This is a genomic window from Rhodococcus sp. IEGM 1306 (assembly GCF_036541985.1).
Taxonomy (GTDB): Bacteria; Actinomycetota; Actinomycetes; order Mycobacteriales; family Mycobacteriaceae; genus Rhodococcus_F; species Rhodococcus_F qingshengii.
On record NZ_JAZHFF010000001.1, the window covers coordinates 334,533 to 356,708 of the forward strand.

Here is a 22,176-nt window from a genome sequence, read left to right on the forward strand (position 1 = left end):
TCAGCGGTTGAGCAGCTTGCGCATCGCTTCGGCAGCACCCTTGACCATCTTGTCTCGGGGGAAGCCACTGCGCTTCTTGGCGCCTTCGTAGTTTCCTGCAGCCACCCAGATCGGGCCGTCGGCAAGGTGTTCGAGACCTTCACGTGCAACATCTTCGGGCTCTGCGACGTTCATGCCCGGGATGTCGAAGTTCAGTCCCGCGCGAATCATAGCGGGTGTGCGAGTGACACCGAGAATGAACTCGACGACGTGAACGCCGTACGGCTGGAGTTCGAGCCACAGGCTTTCGGCGAAGATGCGCCCGAATGCCTTGGACGCCGCGTAGATGCTCTGGTGCTCGGAGCCCATGAATCCGGCCAGCGAACCGAGCAGCATGATGCCGCCGCGTCCGCGATCCTTCATCAATCCGCCGAAGTGGTGCGAGAGTTCGAGCTGCTTGTTGATGTTCAGCTCGATGACTCCGGCAAATCCCGTCAGATCTCCGGTGACGAACTCGTGGCCGTAGCTGTTGGCGCCGGCGTTGAAAATGAGGAGACCAACCTCGACGTCGTCGGTGACAGCCTTGATCTGATCGAGCGCGTCCGGAACGAGCAGATCCAATGCGAGAGTGCGTACTTCGACGCCGTTGGCGCGTGCCTTGGCCGCGGTCTCCTCGAGCGGGCCCGGCTTGCGGGCGATGAGAACGAGGTTGATGCCGATCTTGCTGAGCTCGTCGGCGAACCCTGCGCCGACACCTTCTGAACCGCCGGCGATGACTGCCCACGGGCCGTAGTACTGAGGATCGATCATTACTACCTTCTTCGAAAGATGTTGGCTTGACTAGTGAAACGGAGTCGGTACGGGTTCGCTGTCGTCGACGATCGGCTGAGGCACCGGCTCGTCGTTGAGGATCTCGAGTTCGCCCGCTGTTGCAGCGTTCACGATGGACGCGATCAAGGCGCCGCACTGCTTGCGAGGGGCACCGGGTCGTCCCTCTCGCTGCCCGAATTCACGGTCGTCGGCGATTTCGAGGCACTGGGCGCGGGCCTGGTCACTCCACTGAACGGTGGTGTGTTCCCAACTGTTCTTCTGGACCAGGACCTGAGCCTTGCACTCAGCGCACTGAAGAGGCTGCATCTTCGTCTGCCTTCTTTGCAGCGAGGTTGTCTTCGACTTCCTTCTGCCAGGCTGCGACGGGTCGCGCGGTGTCGAGTTCGAATTCGAAGCGCTCGGTCATCTCGGGAGCGATGTCCGCGACATCGACGTAGAACTGTTCGTACCAGCGACGGAGCTGGTAGACCGGGCCGTCTTCTTCGCACAGGAGCGGGTTCTCGATGCGAGTCTTGTTCTTCCAGATCTCGACGTCCTGCTCGAAGCCCTTGGCGATGAACGTACCGAAGTTCGCGGCCATCGCGTCGGCGGCCTCACCCTGGAAGCGATCGGACTTCTTGACGATGATGCCGTACTGGAGCACGAACTTGTCAGCGCTGACCGGGTAGTGGCAGTTGATGAGTACAGAGTCGACGTTGTAGTCCTCGTACTCGTAGGTCAGGTCGTCGACCATGAAGGAGGGGCCGAAGTATGTCGCAACCGAGTTGCTGCCGACCATCTTCGGGGTGCCTGCTGCGTGGGGACGCATATCGGAGCGAGCGACGCCGCGCATGTACTGCGTTGCGGCGTGGCCTTCGAAGACGTTCTTGAAGTACGTCGGGAAGGAGTAGTGCACGTAGAAGAAGTGCGCCATGTCGACGATGTTGTCGACGATTTCACGACAGTTGGTGTCGACGGTCGTGGTGTACCAGACCCAGTCGCTCCACTCGTCGCTGAGCGCGCCTTCGATGCGGGGGATAGCCACGTCGTCGGTCGGCGGGTTGCCCTCGGGGTCGTGCCAGACGAAGAGCATGCCGTCCTGGTCGAGGGTTTGCCAGGCGCGCGTCTTGGCCAGCGGGGGGACGCGGCGTGCGTACGGAATCTTCTGGCACTTGCCGTTGCCGCCCCAGCGCCAATCGTGGAACGGACAGGCAATGGCGTCGCCCTTGATGGTGCCCTGGCTCAAGTCGCCACCCATGTGACGGCAGTACGCGTCGAGGATCTTGACGTTGCCTTCACTGTCGGCGAAGACGACCAGTTTGGTGCCGAACGCCTCGATGGAGTGCGGCTGGCCGTCCTTGAAGGACTCCGTGAGTCCAATGCAGTGCCATCCACGCGCAAAGCGTGTAGGCGCGGTTCCAGCTTGGATCTCGCGAACCTCGTCGTTGTCGGACTGAGTGATCGTCACGATGAGTCCCGTCCTTTCCAGGGGCAGTGTCGACGCCCGACGCTAGGGGAGCGTGAATTGCCTCTGGGGTCTCGTCTCACTGGCCGGGACCAGCGGCGAGCGCGAGGATCCGGCGGCTGATCCCGGCCTCCGGGACTTCCGATCACCGGAACGCGTGACCGACATATCGTGACGGGGCAGCCGTTATGTCTATCTGCCGATCCGCTCCCTCACGGTTCGGTGCGAGGAGTGTCTCCCATGGTCAACAAGGTTCTGAGTTCAGTCCGTGATCTGCTTCCGAAGATCGCGGCCCGCGCTCAGAAGGTCGACGATTCGCGCAAGATCTCCGAACGGACCATCCGGGAGCTGTCCGAAGCCGGCGTCTTCTCCATGCTGGCGCCGAAAAGATACGGAGGTGCCGAGAGCGACCCGGTTCAGTTCTACGAAGTGGTCAGGGCCATCTCGGCTGCCTGCGGCTCGACCGGTTGGGTCGCGTCGGTGGTGGGGGTGCACCCGTGGCATCTTGCACTTTTCGACGACCGAGCGCAGGCCGACGTGTGGGGAGAGGATCAGACGACGCTCATTTCGTCCGCCTATGCGCCGGTCGGTCGACTGACGGCGGTGGACGGAGGCTACGAGCTATCGGGCCAGTGGGGTTTCTCCTCCGGTTGCGACCACGCGAGTTGGGCGTTGCTGGGAGCGATGGTGGTCGGCATGGATGGTCGTCCCGTCGATTTCATGACGGTGTTGGTGCCGCGCACCGATTACGAAATCCGTGACGTGTGGGATGTCGTGGGTATGCGGGGCACCGCGAGCAACGAGATCGTGGTCGAGAAGGCCTTCGTTCCCGAGCACCGATTGAAGCGCAACTACGAGACCGCACAACTGCGTGGGCCTGGCCAAGCGGTCAATCCTGGCCCGCTGTACAAACTTCCGTTCGGGAGCATCTTCACCTCGACGGTTGCCGCTCCGTGTGTGGGCATCGTCGCCGGTTGTTACGAGGGGTACCTGGACGTGATGCGTGAGCGCGTCCGTCTGAGTTTGGGTGGTGGACGGTTCAGCGAGGATCAGTTCGCTCAGGTCGCCGTCGCACGTGCGTCGTCGGAGATCGATGCTGCGATTCTGCAGATGGATCGCAATATCCGGGAGATGTACGAACTTGCTGTGGCCGGTCAGGAGCTCCCACTCTCGATGAGGCTGCGTGCGCGTCGTGATCAGGTTCGTGCGACGGAACGCTCGGTGGAAGCGATCGACATGCTTTTCAAGACGGCAGGAGGGAACTCCCTCTCTCGCGGAAACCCGATCGAGCGTGCGTGGCGTGACGTTCATGCGGGCAGCGTTCACGTTGCCAACGAACCCGAGCGCGCGTTGGCGCTCTACGGCCGGGCGGCGTTCGGACTGCCGGTGGAGGACAACCTGATCTGACGGGTTGGCGCGTCACCGGGTGGGGTATTTGCCTTTGGATGAGGGAAGTACCGGCTCTGACCATCGGCTCGATCGTCGACATGGCGGGTGTCGCGCGCGCGAAGGTGATGCCGGCCGGCCGAACCGGTGTCTTCGAGAAAGCCGGTGCGGGAGTCTCACCGAGCTGGAACGTCTTCTGTAGCGACGATCGGATTGCCTTCACCGATTCCTTTTCCGTCGTGGGTGATCTCCGGTTGCGTATCGACCGCTCCGACCTCCGTGATCTCGGCGGGGGCGTGTCGTGGGCGCCGGCGACGTTGCACGAGCAAGACGGTGCGACGGCTGCCGTGTGTACTCGGTCCGCACTCACTGCCGTCGTGGCGCGGCTTGCCGCCGACGGACTGGAAGCTCGGGTGGGTCACGAGATCGAGTTCACTCTTTTCGGTGATGCGTGCAACGGAGCGTGGTCGGCGTACGGGTTAGGTGCAGTCCTGCTCCGCGAGGACTTCCTCAAGGACCTTCTGCGCAATGCCGAACGCGCACAACTTCATATCGAGCAAGTGCATGCAGAGTACGGACCGGATCAATTCGAGATCTCCATCGCTCCGGCAACTCCTGTTCAGGCGGCCGACCTGGTGATACTGGCCCGGATCTTGATCAGCCGCACTGCCAGAGCCCACGGATTGGCGGCCTCGTTTTCACCGATACCTACGGTCGGAGGTGCAGGGAACGGTGCACACCAGCACTTTTCGTTGAACTCAGGTGGGCGGCCCGTCTTCTCCGGTGGCGGGCAGGAGTACGGGATGACCGACAAAGGATCGTCAGCTTTGGGTGGAATCCTCTCTCACCTCGCGGAATTCACGGCCATCTTTGCGTCCTCACCGCTCTCCGGGGTCAGGCTGCGACCGGACAATTGGTCGGGGGCCTACGTCTGTTGGGGGCTCGAGAACCGGGAAGCGGCACTGAGGTTCTGCGCAGAGTCACCGTCGAATCCACACGGCGCCAACGCCGAAGTGAAAATCGTCGATCCATCGGCCAACCCGTATCTGGCGACCGCTGCGATACTTGGCCTTTCGCATATCGGTATCGGCAATGCCTCGCCATTGCCGCCGGAAATTGTGGTGAACCCGTCGACTCTCACGGAGGCGGAACGTGATGAGCGCGGGGTGACCCGAGTCCCCACCGATCTGCGCGAGATAGTGCAGAAGTTCAACTCCTCCTCGGTGGCGAAGGAAATCTTCGGGGAGTCGATCATCGAAGCGATGGTGTCAGTGAAGGGAGTTGAGCGCGAGACTTTCTCCCAGATGGACGAGGCGACAACCGTCGAGCGGCTTCGATATACCTGGAGCTGAAAGGGTTGACGCGCAAGATGTCGAGTCCTATGTTTAAGCTATTCCTTAATTAAGGAGTTGCTTACATGGACGAGCGAAGTGGCCGACTCGATGCAGTGTTCAGCGCATTGGCCGACCCGACGAGGCGTGAAATGCTCTCTCGCCTCACTGATGGTTCGATGACCGTCGGTGAGTTGGCCGAGCCGTTCGAAATGAGTCGACCCGCCATCTCTCAGCATCTGAAGGTGCTCGAGCGAGCCGGTCTCATCGAACGAACCGCCACCGCGCAATGGCGCACGTGCACCCTTCGCGCAGAGGGTCTCGACGACGCCAGCGCCTGGGTCGACGAACACCGGCGAGGCTGGAACGAACGCTTCGACCTCCTCGACGAGCGTCTACGTGAGCTGAAGCAACCTCGACCGAAGAAGGAGAAGGACAATGAGTGACCAGAACGTCGATGCCACTGCAGAATTCACCATCACCCGGATCTTCGATGCGCCGCGCGACCTTGTCTGGCAGGCGTGGACCGACCCCGACGAGGCGGCGCGCTGGTGGCATCCGAAGGGTGTCAGCAGTCCTCGGGAGTACGTCACGATCGACCCCCGGGTTGGCGGAACGTACCGCTACCTGATGATCAACGACGAGAACGGAGCCGAGTACCCCACCGGCGGAACCTATCTCGAGGTCGACGAGCCGAAGAGGCTGGTCTTCACCTGGGGAAATCCGAGTGATCCAGTGGATGCCGCACCTCGGATAACGGTTACGCTCGCAGAACGGGGTGACAAGACCGAAATGACCTTCCACCTGGTAGGAATTCCGGGATTCAAGGGTGACGGGAATGCGTACGACGGATGGGAATCCGCATTCGACGTGTTGGACGAAGTTCGCGCCGGCGACTAGTCGGGAATCGGACACCGCGACAGCGGTGCCGGTGATTGAATGGGGCTGATAGTCCATTCGTCACCGACGCAGGAGAGCCTGATGGCACCAGAAGTTGCGGTAGTTCTCGAGGGATACACCTACTTCGAATGCCCGCGCTGGCACGAGAACCGGATCTGGGTATCGGACTTCTACACCTACCAGGTGATTTCGGCCTGCGAGGACGGGACAGACATACGCGTCGAGGCGGAGGTTCCAGGGCAGCCGTCCGGGCTGGGGTGGCTTCCGGACGGCAGATTACTGGTCGTCTCCATGCGGGACCAGAAGATTCTGCGGCGAGAATCCGATGGCGAGTTGGTGGTGCACGCAGACTTGTCCGGGTACGTCAGTGCCAACGTCAACGACATGCTGGTCGACGCACAGGGACGAGCGTACGTGGGCAACTTCGGGTTCGATCTGATGAACCTGGCCCCCGTCGAGACGGCAGATCTCCTCCGCGTCGACCCGGACGGATCGGTGCACGTCGTCGCGCGAGATCTCCACTTCCCCAACGGAATGGCTCTGACGTCGACCGGAGATCTGCTCGTGGACGAAACGCTGGGAAATCGAATCAGTGCGTTTGCCGTCCAGGCCGACGGCTCTCTGGGTGAACGCCGCGACTGGGCGTCGTTCGGGCCGGTGCCTGGTGGACCCGAGATGGAGACCACCCTCGCTCAGATCGTCGTTGCGGCGGACGGGTGTTGTATCGACGGAGACGATTCGATGTGGGTGGCCGATGCCCTCGGAAGCCGTGTTCTTCATGTGGGCGCCAGCGGGGAGATAGTCGACGAAATTGCCTTCGACAGCGGTGTCTTCGCTTGCGGACTCGGCGGTTCCGACGGTCGTACCCTGTTCGTTTGTGCCGCCCCGGATTTCAATGAACACGCTCGCAAGGTGGCTACCGAAGGAAAGCTGCTGTCGATTCGCCTGGAGCCTTTGATCTGATATGGAATTGGTGACCTCGCTACCTGCCGACACTCCGCTGCGGCAGGTAGCTCAGCACGTCCGACGCATCGAGAACCTTGGTTTCGACACGGTGCACATCTCCGAAACCATTCGTGATCCGTTTGCGGTGGCGGCCCTGGCCGTCGAGCACAGCAGTACTCTCACTGTCCGGACGTCGATGGTTGTCGCGTTTGCGCGCAGTCCCATGGTGACGGCTTTGGCTGCCTGGGATCTTGCGGGTTTCTCGGGTGGGCGATTTCAACTGGGGCTTGCGACGCAGGTGCGTGGGAACATCGTCGGGCGGTACTCGATGCCGTGGACGGATCCTGTTGCGCAACTGCGTGATTACGTCAGCGCTGTACGCGAGATCTTCCGAGTTTTTCAGGAGGGCGGTGAACTCGACCATGCCGGAACGCACTACACCTTCGACCGGCTGCAGCCCTACTTCAATCCGGGGCCGCTCGATGTTCCGGCTCCGGAGATCTGGACCGGGGGAGTGAACTTGCGCATGTGCTCACTGGCGGGAGCCGTCGCCGACGGTTTTGTTTCTCACCCCACCAGCTCCCATCCGAAGGTGCTCGCGGAGAGGATCATTCCATCGTTGACGGCAGGAGGAAGGAAGCCGCGACTGATTGCCGTTCCGAAGATGATCACCGGCAAAGATCCTGCCGCGATACTTGCTCAACGAGAAGCGGTGCGCAGTGAACTTGCCTTTCTCTACTCCACTCCGGCGTACCGAGTCGCGCTGGAGGTCCTCGGATTATCCGAGGTCGGGGAAGAACTGACAGTGATGGCGCGGGCAGGTGATTGGGCTCGACTACCTGCCGTCCTCACCGACGATGTTCTCGACAGGCTGGTCACGCAATGCACCTACGCCGAACTCCCCGAGGTGCTGAGTTCGAAATACGCGAGTCTCTGCGACGGCATTGCACTGGCGGTGCCGGCGAATCCCGCCGACGACCGCGTCTTCGCAGCGATGTGTGAGGAGATTCGAGCCGCCGCAGCGTCTGCCCCGTGACGTCCAGTCGGCGCGAACTACACTCTCGACATGGGGCGCGTCTACGAAGGCATCGATGAAAAGCTCACCACGTGGTTGCAGGCTCAACCGCTGTTCGTCGTTGCCACCGCACCGTTGTCTGCTGACGGGTTGGTCAATTGCTCACCCAAAGGGGGAGTCGGATCGTTTGTGGTGCTGACATCCACCCGGGTGGCGTACCTCGACCTCACCGGCAGCGGTGTGGAAACCATCGCGCACGTGCGCGAGAACTCCCGAATAACACTGATGTTCATGGCGTTTGACGGACCACCGAAGATCGTACGACTGCACGGTCACGGACACGTTCTGCTTGCAGGGTCGGAACCGTTCAACGAGCTTGTCGGTAGGTTCCCTGAGCACCCGGGGCTGCGGTCGATCGTCGTGGTCGATCTGACGCGCATTTCGGATTCGTGCGGATACGCAGTACCGCTGATGGACTACCAATCCGATCGTGACGTGCTCGACCGCGTAGCGGAGAAGAGGGGGCCGGAGCGGCTCATCGCCTATCGCGCCGAGAAGAACGCGAAGAGTGTGGACGGGTTGCCCGGTATCGACCTGGAGTGATACAAAATCGCGTCGCCGTGCGAAAGAGTGTGGGGCAGGTGATTCTGACATTGCCTGCCCCACGTCCTCGTTGTGCTGGTTACTTCGCCATGTCCTGGGCTGCTCGGTACGAGAAGACCATGGCCGTGCCGAGCGGAACGCCAGGACCGGGGTAGAAGCGGCCGCTCAGTGACGCGCTCGTATTGCCGGCGGCGTACAGGCCGTCGATGGCGCTGCCGTCGGCACGCAGGACTCGACCGTTGACGTCGGTGACCAATCCGCCCTTGGTGCCGAGGTCACTGAGGACGATGCGGGCCGCGTAGAACGGACCGTTCTCGATCGCCGTCAGTGCCGCATTCGCGCCGCCGTTGGGTGGGCAGAAGAATGCGTCGTACGGGTCTTCGCCGCGATGGAACTCTTCGTCGACTCCCAGCTTTGCGGCATCGTTGAACTTTTCGACAGTGCTGCGCAATGCGTCGGCCGGCAGTCCGGTCTTGGCGGCGAGTTCTTCGAGAGTGTCGGCGGCGACCCAGGTTCCGGCCTCGAGGTGCTTGGCGGGCGCCGTGTTCGGGATGCAGATGGCAGGTAGTCCGCCACCCTCGCGCGAGTCGAAGATCATGAACGACGGCACTGCAGAACCGTTGTCGTCGTGCGCATCCATGGCCCGGCCGAACTGGTCGTACGGGAGAGACTCGTTGAGGTAACGCTCGCCCGCGTTGTCGACGACGAGTCCGCCGCGAACGCCGACCATGAATGCGGCGCTGCCGTCCGGCTGCTCGACGCCGGGGCAGAACCACGCCTGATCGAGCAAAGCGGTTGCGCCACCGACAGCAATTCCGGCGGAGATCGCGTCACCGGTGTTGGCGCCGAAGGGACCCATACTCCAGATCGCTTTGCCGGGGGTGCCGGCCTGCTCACGCATCTCGGCGTTGCCTTCGATGCCGCCCGCTGCCATCAGCACACCGCGGTTCGCCTTGATTCGCTGGGTTTCGCCGCCGGATTCGACCTCGGCGCCGACAACCCGACCGTCTTCCACGATCAGGGAGGTGAGGATGGATTCGGTACGAAGTTCTGCGTTACCGGTGCTCTGGACTGCGGCCAGCAGTCGGCCGATCAGTGCGCGCCCACCGATCATCGGGCCGGGAGCATGATCCTGACCGGTGCGGTCTTGGTCGAGTTCCGGACGCACCTTGCCGGCGAGGTCACCGATGTCGGCGGGATCGAGATCGAGAGGGTTGATGGAGCGTCCCGTGTCCATCCGGCCTTCGGCCTTGTAGTAGTCGGGGAACGCACGGAACTCGAATTCGATGTGCGGGTTCTGCTCGAGTAGTGCGACGACATCGGGAGCGGTCTCGACATAGGCATCCTGGCGCTCGGACTCGGCGTCGCCGAGCAATGCGCGCAGATAGGTGCGTGCGTTCTCCGTTGAGTCGGGGAGTCCCGCACGTTCCTGTACTTGGGTTCCCGGCAGCCAGATGGATGCGCCCGAGTACGCGGAAGTTCCGCCGAAGCGATCGGTTTTCTCGAGGACGATCGTCGTCAATCCTCGAGCTGCCGCGGTGTATGCGCCGGTCAGCGCGCCGCCGCCGGAGCCGACTACCAACACGTCGCACTCGGTGGTCCAGTCCTGCATCATTGCGTCCTAACTCCAAGAGGGTGGGGTGTCCACGGAATACCGCACGGGGAGAGAAGGCCATGCCAGGTCCCACTGAGCGGGCAATATGCCGAGATGGGTGGTCGAGATGAGAGAATTGGCGAGGTCGTTCGCGACCGGGACACAGAATCGATGATGGGGGCGACGTTGCCGAGAATTGCCGAGGTCAGGGACGCTGCAGAGCCCAGTTCGGACGAGCAGCGGGCGCGCCATGTGCGGATGCTGGAAGCGGCGGCCGAATTGGGGACCGAGAAGGAACTCTCACGGGTACAGATGCACGAGGTCGCCAAGCGGGCGGGCGTGGCCATCGGCACTCTTTATCGCTATTTCCCCTCGAAGACGCACCTCTTCGTCGCTGTGATGGTCGAGCAGATCGACCAGATCGGTGCCAGCTTTGTCAGGCATCAGGTTCAGTCGGACAATCCGCAGGATGCGGTGTACGAGGTATTGGTTCGCGCGACTCGCGGGTTACTGCGTCGGCCGGCTCTCTCGACTGCGATGCTGCAGTCGTCCAGTACCGCCAACGTCGCGACGGTGCCGGACGTGGGAAAGATCGATCGCGGCTTCCGGCAGATCATTCTCGATGCGGCCGGGATCGAGAACCCCACCGAGGAAGACAACACCGGGTTGCGTCTGCTGATGCAGCTGTGGTTCGGGGTCATCCAATCGTGCCTCAACGGTCGAATCTCCATCCCCGATGCGGAGTACGACATCCGCAAGGGATGCGACCTGCTTCTGGTGAATCTCTCACGGCACTGACGTGACTTCGCCCCTCTCTGGGGAGGGTTCGTCATGTTCGCAAAATTGAAATCAATTCTATTTTTGAATCCGCATCAGTTGAGAGTTGATGTCAATCCGGACATTGCCCTGACATCATTAATAGAATAAATTACAGAAAATTAGACGGTGAGCCAGCTCACCGACCGAAAACTCCACGAAGGAGCGAACATCATGGGTCATGCAGTCATCGTCGAGGCCGCTCGGACACCGATCGGCCGTCGTCGCGGCGCCCTGGCGGGACTGCACCCCGCCGAGATTCTGGGAGCAGCGCAGCTCGGCGTTCTCGAACGGGCAGGCGTCGCACCGGAAGACATCGGACAGATCATCGGCGGCTGTGTCACCCAGGCAGGTGAGCAGTCCAACAACGTCACGCGGCAGGCGTGGCTGCACGCCGGATTGCCGTACAGCACCGCGGCAACCACTATCGACTGCGCCTGTGGATCCGCCCAGCAGGCAGTGCATTTGATTTCCGGCCTGATTTCGTCTGGTCAGATCTCGGCCGGTATCGGCTGCGGCGTCGAGGCTATGAGCCGTGTGTTCCTGGGTCAGGCAAACGCACCGGGAACGGGAAACCCGTACCCGGACGACTGGACCATCGACATGGGTGACCAGTTCACCTCCGCGCAGCGAATTGCCGAGAAGCGTGGGATCACGCGCGCCGACGTCGACGCGTTCGGTCTGGAATCGCAGCGCCGAGCAGCTCAGGCTTGGGCAGAAGGACGCTTCGACCGCGAGATCGTGCCCGTCAAGGCTCCCGTGGTGGACAAGGAAGGCGTGCCTACCGGTGAGATCGCCACTGTCACTCGCGACGGGGGACTGCGTGAGACGACGGCAGAAGCGCTGGCTGGGCTCAAGCCGGTCATCGAAGGCCATATCCACACCGCCGGCAACTCGTCGCAGATCAGTGATGGCGCGGCTGCGGTACTGCTGATGAGCGAAGAGCGCGCACAGGAACTGGGATTGAAGCCCCGCGCGCGGATCGTCGCGTCCGGCATGGTCGGATCCGATCCCTTCTATCACCTGGACGGGCCGATCGAGTCCACCCAGATGGTGCTCGACAAGGCCAAAATGACCTTGGACGACATCGATCTCGTCGAAATCAACGAAGCCTTTGCCTCGGTCGTGCTCTCCTGGGCGCAGGTTCACGGCGCAGACTTGTCCAAGGTCAACGTCAACGGTGGTGCGATCGCGCTCGGACATCCCGTCGGTTCCACGGGCGCTCGTCTGATCACCACTGCGCTGCACGAACTCGAGCGCTCGAACAAGTCGACGGCTCTGGTCACGATGTGCGCCGGTGGCGCTCTCTCGACCGCCACCATTATCGAACGCATCTGACCCGTACTGACACTGTCGAATTGACGAGGTAGACATGACTATTGGATTGAGTGAAGAAGATCGTGACCTCCGCGACTCCGTACGGGGCTGGGCGGCGCGTCACGCAACACCCACCGTCGTCCGTGAAGCCGTCGAGGCGAAGGTCGAAACTCGCCCCCAACTCTGGAACGGGCTTGCCGAGCAGGGGCTTCTCGGACTACACGTAGCCGAGGAATTCGGCGGCGCAGGATACGGATTGGTCGAACTCGCCATCGTCGTCGAGGAACTTGGACGCTCGATGGTTCCCGGACCATTCCTGCCGACGGTAGTGGTCAGCGCTGTTCTCAGTGATGCCGGAGAAACGGACAGACTGCCGACGCTCGTGGATGGCAGCACGCTCGGAGCTGTTGCACTGCAGCCGGGGTCGCTGAAGATCACCCGCGACGGCGACAACACCACCCTCAGCGGAACGTCCAGCCAGATTCTCGGCGGCCATGTCGCTGACCTGTTCCTCCTCGCGACGGACAGCGGATTCGTTCTGCTCGGACGTGACCGCCTCGAGGTCACGGACTTGGCCAGCTACGACGTCGTGCGTCGTAACTCCGAGGTCACCGTCGACGGTTTGGTGCTCACCGATTCCGAGATCCTCACCATCGATACCCAGCGTGTACTCGACATTGCCGCAACACTGTTCGCGGCCGAGGCATCAGGCTTGGCCGACTGGGCAGTCACGACGTCGGCCGACTACGCGAAGGTGCGTCAGCAGTTCGGTCGCCCGATCGGCCAGTTCCAGGGTGTCAAGCACAAGGCTGCACGTATGCTCGCGCTTGCCGAACAGGCACGCGTCTGCGCTTGGGACGCTGCGCGTGCGCTGACTCCCGCCAACGGCGTCGGTGCCGAAGAGGCTTCTCTCGCAGCAGCCGTCGCCGGAGCCACGGCCCTCGAGGCTGGCTTCTCCGTCACGCGTGACTGCATCCAGGTGCTCGGCGGAATCGGCTACACGTGGGAGCACGACGCGCACCTGTACCTGCGCCGCGCGCAGTCCCTGCGAATTCTGCTGGGTTCCACGGCATCCTGGCGTCGTCGCGTTGCCGAGCTGACCATTGCCGGCACCCGTCGCGTGCTCAGCATCGAGTTGCCGCCCGAGGCCGAGGCGGTCCGCGCCGACGTTCGCGCCGAGCTCGGTCCTGCGCTCGAACTCGAAGGTGCCGCGCAGAAGACGTACCTCGCGGAAAAGGGCTACACCGCACCGCACTTCACGGCTCCGTGGGGCAAGTCCGCCGACGCCGTCAGCCAGCTGGTCATCGCCGAAGAACTGCGCGCTGCGAAGATCAAGCCGCACGACATGATCATCGGCAACTGGGTCATCCCGACGCTCATCGCGCACGGCAACGAAGAGCAGCTCGCCAAGTTCGTCCCGCCGTCACTGCGCGGCGACATCGTCTGGTGTCAGCTCTTCTCCGAGCCCGGCGCAGGTTCCGACCTCGCCGCGCTGAGTACAAAGGCCACCAAGGTCGACGGTGGCTGGAAGTTGCAGGGCCAGAAGGTGTGGACGTCGATGGCACGCGACGCGCACTGGGGAATCTGCCTCGCGCGCACCGACGCCGACGCACCCAAGCACAAGGGCCTGTCCTACTTCCTCATCGACATCAAGAACAGTGGCCTCGACATTCGTCCGCTGCGCGAGATCACCGGTGAAGCACTGTTCAACGAAGTCTTCTTCGACGACGTCTTCGTTCCCGACGAGTGCCTGGTCGGCGAGCCAGGCGACGGCTGGAAGCTCGCTCGCACCACGCTGGCCAACGAGCGTGTCTCGCTGTCCAACGACTCGTCGCTCGGATCGGGTGGCGAGGCTCTTCTGAGCCTGGTCGACGGACTGCCCGGTGGCATCGACGACGAGCAGCTGACCGTGCTCGGAAAGGTGCTGTGCGACGCGCAATCCGGTGGTCTGCTCGGTCTGCGCACCACGCTGCGCTCGCTCACCGGCGCGCAGCCGGGTGCCGAATCCTCGGTGGCGAAGCTGATCGGTGTCGAGCACATCCAGCAGGTCTGGGACGTGGCAATGGAGTGGGCCGGACCGAGTTCACTTCTGGGCGAACAGCATCGGATGTCTGCAACCCAGATGTTCTTGAACTCGCAGTGCATGTCCATCGCGGGTGGTACAACCAATGTTCAGCTCAACATCATCGGTGAGCGAATCCTGGGTCTGCCTCGCGACCCTGAACCGGGAAAGTGACCTGCACATGAGCAATCGCACCTTCGTCATCGGCGTCGGCATGACCAAGTTCGAGAAGATCGAGACCCGCGACTGGGAATACCCGGACATGGTGACCGAAGCCGTCTCGAATGCCCTGACCGATGCCGGGATCGGCTACGGCCAGATTCAGCGTGCTGCGGTCGGTTACGTCTTCAACGCGTCGACAGCAGGACAGCGAGCTCTCTACGAGACCGGTCTGACCGGCATTCCGATCTTCAACGTCAACAACAACTGCGCGACCGGCTCGACGGCGCTGATGATGGCGCGCGAGTGGGTCCAGGCCGGACAAGCCGAGTGCGCCTTGGCCGTCGGCTTCGAGAAGATGACCAAAACGGCGTTGACCGGTAACGGTGAGATGCCCAAGGTCACGACCTTGGACTCTCAGCTGAAGATCATGGTCGAGGATTACGGGTTCGCCCGATCGCCGATGACAGCTCAGCTGTTCGGTAACGCTGCCGTCGAGCACATGAAGAAGTACGGCACCACGGTCGAGCAGATCGCAGCGGTGGCGGTCAAGAATCACAAGCATTCGGTGAACAATCCGTACGCACAGTTCCGTGACGAGTACACCCTCGAACAGGTACTCGGCGACAAGATGATTCACGAGCCGCTGACACGTTCGCAGTGCTCGCCGACCTCGGACGGCGCCGGAGCCGCGATCGTCGTGAGCGAGAAGTTCGTGCGTGAGCACGGCCTCGAAGACCGGGCGATCGAAATCGTCGCACAGGCGTTGACCACTGACACCGAGGCAGCGTTCGCCGAGAAGTCGATGATCGACGTGGTCGGCGCGCCGATGACGGCAGCTGCGGCAGAGCAGGTCTTTGCGCAGGCCGGGATCACCATCGATGACGTCGACGTCATCGAACTGCACGACTGCTTCGCGATCAACGAGATCATCACCTACGAGGGCCTGGGGATGTGCGCGGTCGGAGAAGGCGGAAAGCTCGTCGAATCCGGCGCGACCACGTACGGCGGCCAGTGGGTCGTCAACCCGTCGGGTGGTTTGATCTCGAAGGGACACCCGCTGGGCGCGACGGGCTTGGCGCAGTGCGCCGAACTCACGTGGCAGCTCCGCGGGACCGCGGATGCGCGGCAGGTCGAAGGCGCTCGTATTGGCTTGCAACACAACCTCGGACTGGGCGGCGCGTGCGTCGTGACGGTCTACCGAGCCGGAACTTTGGAGAACTGATGGCTATCGATCTCGAGGTGGCGTTGGCCGCCGAACCGACTGTGCGCGAGGCGTCGTGGACCGATCGCGACGTCATGCTCTACCAATTGGGACTCGGGGCAGGGGTGAATGCTCTCGATCCCGCTGAACTGACCTGGGTGTACGAAAAGGGGCTGAAGGTACTCCCGACGTTTGCAATGGTTGCAGGCCAGGGAGTTTCGGCGGGTGTACTGCCCGCACCGTCGATGAGTATGCCGGGAATCGACATCGATCTGCGAAAGATCCTGCACGGTGGGCAGTCGCTGGCACTTCACGCGCCCATCCCGTCGACGGGTGCTGCCCGTATTTCTTCTCGGGTCGCCGATGTCTGGGACAAGGGAAAGGCAGCTGTGATCGTTCTCGAGACGGCGGCCGAGGACCTGGACGGGAATCCGTTATGGACCACCGGAATGCAGATCTGGGCGCGCGGCGAAGGTGGATTCGGCGGCAACGCCGGACCCGAAGTTGTTGCCGGGGTGCCTGATCGAGCGCCCGACAAGGTACTGACGTCGAGCACGAGTCCCTCACAGGCGCTGGTGTACCGACTCAGTGGAGACATGAACCCGCTGCACGCTGATCCCTCCTTCGCGAAGATGGCGGGCTTCGATGCACCGATTCTGCACGGCCTCGCGTCGTACGGCATCGTCTGCAAGGCCGTGGTAGACGGGATTCTCGACGGAGATCCGACGCGGGTGAAGAACTACTCGGTGCGGTTTGCCGGTTCGCTCTTCCCCGGCGAATCCATCACCACCTCGGTATGGCAGGACGGCAACACACTGACGTTGGCGGCGACGTGCCCCGAACGCGAGAACTCCCCGGTTCTCACGCACGCAACAATGGAGATCAACTGATGGACCTCGGTTCGCACCCCACAGCAGCGACACATCCGGGCGGCACGATTCTGACGTCGCCGCCGCAGGACGCCCCGGTCGACCGGGCCACGGCAGCAGCGCGTCGCGTTGTCGACGCGATGCTGCGCACCGACCGCGGAAACGCCAATTTGGACCGGGTTGCGGAGGAGCTCAACAGCATTGCCGAGCATCTCGAACAGCACTCACCCGAGGTGGCCGAGCGGTTGATCGACATGTGGAACGGTGAGGGCGTGACTCGTCACGACCCCGTGACCGGCCCCGAGAACGCCATTGCGCCGCCGCTCGTTCTGGAAGGGCTCGCTGACGGGTCGGTGCAGGGAGTGGTCACGTTGACGCTGCCGTACCAGGGCCCTCCCGGCCATGTGCACGGCGGTGTTTCGGCGCTGCTGCTCGATCACGTTCTCGGCGTCGCGAACGCCTGGGGTGGAACTTCCGGCATGACAGCACAATTGAGCACTCGGTACCATCGCCCGACTCCGCTGTTCGAGCCACTCACGATCAGCGGCAAATTCCTGTCCAAGGACGGCCGCAAGATTCACACCGTCGGTGAGATCAAAACTGCGGACGGCGAATTGTGTGTGTCGGTAGAGGGACTGTTCATCGACAAGACCGTGCCGCGCCCCAGGTAGGGGCTTCGCCCCCGTGCGCCTTTTTGGTAGTGGGAACTACCAAAAAGGCGCACAGGGGTTCTGACGAAGGAGGGCCCAGTGGGCAAGCTCGACGGACGTGTAGCAGTGGTCACCGGTGCCGGTATGGGCATCGGGCGCGGAGTGGCGGGCGCGTTCGCGCGTGAAGGCGCGTCGGTGTTGGTTGCCGAGATCGACGAGGCAGCGGGCCTCGAAACCACCCAGTGGTTGCGGGACGAATGGGGCGCGGAGGCGGAATTCGTCCGGACCGACGTCACTGACAAAGCTCAGGTTGTTGCCATGGTCGACAAGTCCGTCGAGCGGTTCGGACGCCTCGACATCCTGGTCAACAATGCTTGGCGGACTTTCGGTTTCGCTCGGCTCGAGAAGATGACCGACGAGCAGTTGCGCGGCGGTTTCGACATGGCAGTGATGGCGGCATTCTGGGCGATGCAGGCTGCCCTGCCGGAACTGGAGCGTCACGGCACGGGCCGCGTGATCAACATGTGCAGCCTCAACGGCGTGAATGCTCACATGTACTCGGTGCAGTACAACGCGGCGAAGGAAGCATTGCGAACCCTGACTCGCACTGCCGCCCGCGAGTGGGCTCCCAAGCAGGTGAACTGCAACGTCATCTGTCCCGGTGCGCAGAGTGCGGCGTACAAGCGTGTCGCCGAAGCCAATCCGGAGAACGTGGCAGTGATGGCCGCACAGAACCCGATGGGGCGGATCGGCGATCCCCTCGACGACATCGGCCCCGTTGCGGCCTTCCTGGCAAGTGACGACAGCCGTTACGTCACCGGCAACACCCTCTTCGTCGACGGTGGTGGGCACATCAACGGCGTGCAGTGGGCGCCGACCGTCGACTGATCGACGGCGACGCAGCCGGTGTATCCGGCGTCTATTTGGCCGTGAACCCGGCGTCGACCGGCAACGCGATACCTGTGACGTATCGAGCCTGATCCGAAACCAGCCAGGCTATCGCGTTGCTGACGTCGGCAGCTTCGATCAACTCGACGTTCAAGAGGTTGCCCACGTCGGCTCCGCTCGATGTCGGGGAGTCCGCAAACAGCTTCGCGACCGCGTCGTTGACGACCATCGGTGTATTCGCGCCAGTCGGGTGCACGGAGTTGACACGAATATTGTGGGGAGCAAGCCAGTGCGACCACGTGCGCCCAAGCCCCACGATGGCGTGTTTACTCGCGCAGTAGCCGTCGGATCCGCCGGTGCCGTCACCTCCACGACCGACAAGTCCCAGAGTTGATCCGGTAAGGACTATTGCGCCACCTGTACCTTGTGCGATCATCGCGGGCGCTGCGGCCTGGACGGTATTCCAGACGCCGAATAGGTTGACCTCCATCTGGTCGCGGAAGGCGCGAGCATCGTCGATGTCCGGGGACATCATGCCGATACCGGCGTTGGCCAGGACGATGTCGACGCTGCCCAGCTCCGCAATTCCTTCGGATACCGCAGTTCGCAGTGCGGACAGATCGCGAACATCCACTTCTCGCGCGACGATACTTCGTCCCAGGTTCTCGACCGCTGCTGTTGTCTGCCGCAAATCGTCGGCGGTTCCCATCGGGTAGGCCACCGATTCGATCTGACGGCAGATGTCGAGCGCAACGATGTTCGCGCCCTCCTGCGCCAATCGCACGGCGTGGCTCCTGCCCTGACCTCGGGCGGCCCCGGTGATCAGTGCGGTTTTGCCTTCCAACTGTCCGGGCATGCGTGCTCCGTCCGTCGTGAATCACGATTACTCGGTCATGAGTACTGACCCGAGGGGACGGCGAAATTCGTCGCCGGCGACGTAGTCTGAGTTCAGTTACAGCGGGAACTCGCTTCGGAAGAGAAGAGGCTCGGGATGTCCGATTGGGTGAAGAAGGTCGAAGCTGAAGCCAAAGGGCTCCTCGCCGAGGCGGAAGAAGAGCTGACCGTCCTCGAAGGTGTCGACACCATAGATCCGCTTGCCGACGACGATCCGGCACCAGAAGACGGCACCAAGCCGACGTCAGACTGACCCTGCGACCCGTCGGCGCGCCTCGACACCGCTCGGTATCTCAGTACGGTGGCGGGTCGTCCCCGTAGTCGATGGGTTCTCGGCGGGCTCGCGGTGATTTCCGCCGCTTATATTGAACGTGCTCCTCTGCTCGTTTCTGTATCCGTCGGCGCTGGCGATTGCGTTCACTCTGGATACGGGCAGCTTTGTTCTCCGCCTGGGTCCGCCGATTTCGACCGCCCTGGGGCGGTGTCGGTTCGTGCGATCCAGCCATCAATCCTGCGGGTCGCGTTCGGTAACAATGCCCGGTCGGCGACGTCAGCGACATGGTCCGATCCTCGTTCGACGTGAACCGCCACCGGTCGGAATGCTTGAGGCGATGATGGTTGCGGCAGAACGCACTCATATTCGACGCGACCGTTTTACCGCCGCGTTCGGGGTCGCCGTGATGGAACGGTTCATTGTGGTCCAGATCGGAATTCCAGGCCGGGACATCACAATGCAGCCATTGGCAGCTGCCCGCGATGATCCGTAACCAGGTATCGAGAACGGCGCCCGGTCGGTAGACGCGCGCCGAAGCAGGCACCGGCTCTGCGACGTCATCAGCAGATGCTCGGACGTTTCGAATTACGGCGTCACGGGCGATATCGCGAGCATGCTCAGCGCTGATCACCCCGTACCCGTCGAGGTGGGCGGGCTCACCGCCACCGTGCAGAGTGGAATCAGTCATCACGACGTGAACCACGGGCCGACGAACGACAACACCACCGCTACGATCCTGCGGGCAATCATCTCGGCCACAGTTGCACGGCAAGAATTGTGATCCGTTGGTCAACTCGAAGAGCGCGTCGGCTCGTCGCTGCTCGTACGTTCGTGAGTCGTTTCGGCATACCGACACTGCCAACTCGCGTAGTCGGCCGTCGAATGCCCGAGCCTGCTCTGCCGGAACGCTTCCCAAGATCTTTGCCATCCCGTCCTCGGCAGCGCTGACCCCGACGAAGCGATCGGTGAGAGCACGGCGTCGGCGTTCTCGCATACCTTCCGGGTCCACCATCGCCACGATCCGATCGATCGCCGCTGTCAGTCGTCTTCCCGTCAAGCCCGTTCCGCCTGCTACTGGTGGGGCGAGAACCTGCTCGAGCAGTAGTCGTTCCACCTCGTCGATCAATTCGTCTTTCACGTTCGCGGTCGCGGAATCGATCAAGCCAACTCGGTACAGATCCAACTCGCCACGCGCCATCGCCGCTCGAGTGCGATGCAGACGAGTCTTTAACGAGAACCCCAACCCGATCAGCTTGCCGGCAGCCGCGCGACCCATCGTCAGTGACGCACCGACTTCCGACTCCGCCAACTCGTGTGCGGTCGACGACCACGCACCACTGGCGACATGCTCCGAGCTTCGCCGCGAAAAGAACTCGGCAATCACAGCGAGCTTGCGTTCGACCAGCATCGCCTCGCATGCATGCAGATCGGTCATGAGATCAACCAGCGCACAATCAGTTTCGGTACCGGTCAGCTGTGCTGAGATACCGAAGAGCTCTGTTGTGGGGTTGACCATGCATCGATCTTATTCGAATATGAGTTCGAATGGCGTCGAATTCTTAAATCAGTCGGAATAGTCGGTTTCCTGAATTTCAGTGCATCTCAAGCGTTAGTCGTAATGCTGTCAGCGGATCCGAGGCATCTCGACGCCCACGCGGACCAGGCCCTTCGGGGTTGACGAAGCGGCCCTCGTCCGAGCGAGTCCACTCGCGTACGGCCCATCTCTCCTTGATCGCCCAACGGCCGTCGCGTCGCTCCATGTGGTCGATGAACCGCGCACCACTGGTGAAGTTGATCATTCCGATGTCTTCGGGCCCGCCCCAGTGTGTGGACATCGAATATGCCTCGCTGATCGCGTGGTCGCCGTGCAGTTCGACCAGGTGGTTGCCGATGTGGTGCATCGTGCCGCCGATCGCGGAGAGTTTTGTTGTGGCCCAGGCGATGTACTCGTCGATGGTGCCGTCGAATCCGGTGTGATGGTCGATCGCGTCCGGGTGGTAGGCGCTGCGGACGAGATCGAAGTCGAGGCGATCGATGCCGCGGCAGTACGTCAGAACCACCTCACGAATTGCCTGCTTGTCGATGAGATCCTGCAGTGCCTGGTCCATGTCACGCCTCCTTGATGCTGGTCATCCAGTCGAGTAATTCCGGTAGTTCTTCGGCAGCGCAATCGAATACGGCAGGCCGAAGCGCCACGGCAGACGCGCCGCGGTCGGACCAGTCCAGGACCTTGTCAGCGGTTGCCGAGAGGTCGACGGACCGATTGTCGCGCCGAACCGGCGCCGCAGACACTTGCACACGTGCGGTATCCGGCTCGCGGTCGTGGGCTTCGAACGTGTTGCGCAGCAATGTGACACTGTCGGTGAACGTTCCCAGGTCGGTCGGGTTCACGGTCCAACCGTCGGCGACGCGTGCTATGCGGTCGAAGTTCCGCCGGCTTGGTCCGAAACCGAAGAGCACCGGTACGCGATTTTGGATCGGCAGCGGGAGGCTGTGGTAGTTCTCGAAGGCGAAGTCGCGTCCCTTGAAGGTGGCCGGAGCATTGGTCCACAGTTCGCGACACGCTGCGACAGCCTCCTCCATGCGCCCGAATCGCGCGTCGAAAGGCATGTTGGTAGCGGTGTATTCGGCTTCTTGCCAACCGACGCCGAAACCCATGACGGCTCGACCTTCGGACAATGAGTCGAGAGTTGCAACCTGTTTGGCAAGCAGGGCGGCTGGGCGAACAGTGGCGATCAGAACCGATACTCCGAGGCGAGCGCGTTCGGTCACTGTGGCGATCGAGGAAAGAAGTGAAATCGGTTCGTACCAAGGGTGATCCAACGGGAACAAGAAGTTGTGTTCGGCTACCCGCTGAGCGTGTGCTTCGGCATTGAACCCGAGATGATCGCCGGTGCAGATCAGATCGATCCCGGCACGGTCAGCACGCGCGGCGAAGTCCAGAACCGGGCGAATCTTGCCGTCGAACAGGGCCTCGAGGCCCAAGATGTTGACGCCGATTTCCACAGTCGTCGT

Annotated in this window: 23 protein-coding genes; 15 read left to right on the top strand and 8 right to left on the bottom strand. The window is 62.4% G+C overall.

Annotation, left to right across the window (positions count from 1 at the left end; translation table 11 throughout):
- The 3 genes from V3587_RS01705 to V3587_RS01715 are packed head-to-tail and all read right to left on the bottom strand — an operon-like array spanning position 1 to position 2,257.
- Positions 1–789 (bottom strand): SDR family NAD(P)-dependent oxidoreductase, encoded by a 789-nt coding sequence (locus V3587_RS01705; protein ID WP_020909164.1) that lies wholly within the window; start codon positions 787–789, stop codon positions 1–3.
- 30 nt (positions 790–819) lie between these two features.
- Positions 820–1,116, bottom strand: coding sequence for a hypothetical protein (locus tag V3587_RS01710; RefSeq protein ID WP_003940353.1), 297 nt, complete (start codon positions 1,114–1,116; stop codon positions 820–822).
- On the bottom strand, positions 1,094–2,257 hold the full coding sequence (locus V3587_RS01715) for a Rieske 2Fe-2S domain-containing protein (protein WP_003940257.1): 1,164 nt from the start codon (positions 2,255–2,257) through the stop codon (positions 1,094–1,096). Before V3587_RS01715 ends, V3587_RS01710 begins: the two co-directional genes overlap by 23 nt.
- A 237-nt stretch (positions 2,258–2,494) precedes the next feature.
- On the opposite strand from V3587_RS01715, the gene hsaA reads away from it, so the two are divergent.
- From hsaA to V3587_RS01750, 7 genes are all read left to right on the top strand, one after another.
- Complete coding sequence (gene hsaA / locus V3587_RS01720) at positions 2,495–3,661, top strand: 3-hydroxy-9,10-secoandrosta-1,3,5(10)-triene-9,17-dione monooxygenase oxygenase subunit (RefSeq protein ID WP_003940567.1); 1,167 nt, start codon at positions 2,495–2,497, stop codon at positions 3,659–3,661.
- A gap of 38 nt (positions 3,662–3,699) precedes the next feature.
- Complete coding sequence (locus V3587_RS01725) at positions 3,700–4,992, top strand: glutamine synthetase family protein (protein ID WP_007732696.1); 1,293 nt, start codon at positions 3,700–3,702, stop codon at positions 4,990–4,992.
- Between the two features lie 65 nt (positions 4,993–5,057).
- Positions 5,058–5,417: an ArsR/SmtB family transcription factor gene (locus V3587_RS01730; protein WP_007732695.1), complete on the top strand. Its 360-nt coding sequence runs from the start codon at positions 5,058–5,060 to the stop codon at positions 5,415–5,417.
- Entirely contained in the window at positions 5,410–5,871 is a 462-nt protein-coding gene (locus tag V3587_RS01735; RefSeq protein ID WP_007732694.1) for an SRPBCC family protein, read from the top strand. The genes V3587_RS01730 and V3587_RS01735 overlap by 8 nt, the downstream gene beginning before the upstream one ends.
- An 81-nt stretch (positions 5,872–5,952) precedes the next feature.
- Positions 5,953–6,834 carry an SMP-30/gluconolactonase/LRE family protein gene (locus V3587_RS01740; protein ID WP_007732692.1) on the top strand — a complete coding sequence of 294 codons (882 nt, stop codon included), beginning with the start codon at positions 5,953–5,955 and terminating at the stop codon, positions 6,832–6,834.
- Between the two features lies 1 nt (position 6,835).
- On the top strand, positions 6,836–7,852 hold the full coding sequence (locus V3587_RS01745) for a TIGR03617 family F420-dependent LLM class oxidoreductase (protein ID WP_007732690.1): 1,017 nt from the start codon (positions 6,836–6,838) through the stop codon (positions 7,850–7,852).
- A 30-nt stretch (positions 7,853–7,882) separates the two neighbouring features.
- Positions 7,883–8,434 (top strand): pyridoxamine 5'-phosphate oxidase family protein, encoded by a 552-nt coding sequence (locus tag V3587_RS01750; RefSeq protein ID WP_073512548.1) that lies wholly within the window; start codon positions 7,883–7,885, stop codon positions 8,432–8,434.
- A 79-nt stretch (positions 8,435–8,513) separates the two neighbouring features.
- On the opposite strand, the gene V3587_RS01755 is transcribed toward V3587_RS01750, so the two are convergent.
- Positions 8,514–10,046, bottom strand: coding sequence for an FAD-dependent oxidoreductase (locus V3587_RS01755; RefSeq protein ID WP_037128865.1), 1,533 nt, complete (start codon positions 10,044–10,046; stop codon positions 8,514–8,516).
- Between the two features lie 153 nt (positions 10,047–10,199).
- On the opposite strand from V3587_RS01755, the gene V3587_RS01760 reads away from it, so the two are divergent.
- The 7 genes from V3587_RS01760 to V3587_RS01790 all read left to right on the top strand — a co-directional run bounded on the left by V3587_RS01760 (position 10,200) and on the right by V3587_RS01790 (position 17,993).
- Positions 10,200–10,826 carry a TetR family transcriptional regulator gene (locus V3587_RS01760; protein WP_030536987.1) on the top strand — a complete coding sequence of 209 codons (627 nt, stop codon included), beginning with the start codon at positions 10,200–10,202 and terminating at the stop codon, positions 10,824–10,826.
- Between the two features lie 192 nt (positions 10,827–11,018).
- On the top strand, positions 11,019–12,182 hold the full coding sequence (locus tag V3587_RS01765; protein ID WP_007732681.1) for a steroid 3-ketoacyl-CoA thiolase: 1,164 nt from the start codon (positions 11,019–11,021) through the stop codon (positions 12,180–12,182).
- Positions 12,183–12,216: 34 nt separating this feature from the next.
- On the top strand, positions 12,217–14,397 hold the full coding sequence (locus tag V3587_RS01770) for an acyl-CoA dehydrogenase (protein ID WP_283376050.1): 2,181 nt from the start codon (positions 12,217–12,219) through the stop codon (positions 14,395–14,397).
- A gap of 7 nt (positions 14,398–14,404) precedes the next feature.
- Complete coding sequence (locus tag V3587_RS01775; protein ID WP_003940027.1) at positions 14,405–15,607, top strand: lipid-transfer protein; 1,203 nt, start codon at positions 14,405–14,407, stop codon at positions 15,605–15,607.
- Complete coding sequence (locus tag V3587_RS01780) at positions 15,607–16,476, top strand: MaoC/PaaZ C-terminal domain-containing protein (RefSeq protein WP_042448411.1); 870 nt, start codon at positions 15,607–15,609, stop codon at positions 16,474–16,476. The genes V3587_RS01775 and V3587_RS01780 overlap by 1 nt, the downstream gene beginning before the upstream one ends.
- Positions 16,476–17,126: a PaaI family thioesterase gene (locus tag V3587_RS01785; protein WP_003940283.1), complete on the top strand. Its 651-nt coding sequence runs from the start codon at positions 16,476–16,478 to the stop codon at positions 17,124–17,126. Before V3587_RS01780 ends, V3587_RS01785 begins: the two co-directional genes overlap by 1 nt.
- A gap of 78 nt (positions 17,127–17,204) precedes the next feature.
- Positions 17,205–17,993: an SDR family NAD(P)-dependent oxidoreductase gene (locus V3587_RS01790; RefSeq protein ID WP_007732675.1), complete on the top strand. Its 789-nt coding sequence runs from the start codon at positions 17,205–17,207 to the stop codon at positions 17,991–17,993.
- Between the two features lie 31 nt (positions 17,994–18,024).
- Here V3587_RS01790 and V3587_RS01795 read toward each other — a convergent pair whose 3' ends face one another.
- The gene (locus tag V3587_RS01795; RefSeq protein ID WP_283376051.1) at positions 18,025–18,849 is read right to left on the bottom strand and encodes a mycofactocin-coupled SDR family oxidoreductase; all 825 of its coding nucleotides are present in this window, start codon (positions 18,847–18,849) and stop codon (positions 18,025–18,027) included.
- Positions 18,850–18,984: 135 nt separating this feature from the next.
- Here V3587_RS01795 and V3587_RS01800 point away from each other — a divergent pair, with 135 nt between their 5' ends.
- Complete coding sequence (locus V3587_RS01800; protein WP_003940615.1) at positions 18,985–19,140, top strand: hypothetical protein; 156 nt, start codon at positions 18,985–18,987, stop codon at positions 19,138–19,140.
- A 40-nt stretch (positions 19,141–19,180) separates the two neighbouring features.
- Here V3587_RS01800 and V3587_RS01805 read toward each other — a convergent pair whose 3' ends face one another.
- From V3587_RS01805 to V3587_RS01815, 3 genes are all read right to left on the bottom strand, one after another.
- Positions 19,181–20,677, bottom strand: a complete 1,497-nt coding sequence (locus V3587_RS01805; protein WP_283376052.1) for a DUF222 domain-containing protein — start codon at positions 20,675–20,677, stop codon at positions 19,181–19,183.
- A 76-nt stretch (positions 20,678–20,753) separates the two neighbouring features.
- Entirely contained in the window at positions 20,754–21,269 is a 516-nt protein-coding gene (locus V3587_RS01810) for a nuclear transport factor 2 family protein (RefSeq protein WP_007732673.1), read from the bottom strand.
- A gap of 1 nt (position 21,270) precedes the next feature.
- Entirely contained in the window at positions 21,271–22,167 is an 897-nt protein-coding gene (locus tag V3587_RS01815; RefSeq protein WP_283376053.1) for a TIGR03619 family F420-dependent LLM class oxidoreductase, read from the bottom strand.
- Between the last annotated feature and the right edge of the window lie 9 nt (positions 22,168–22,176).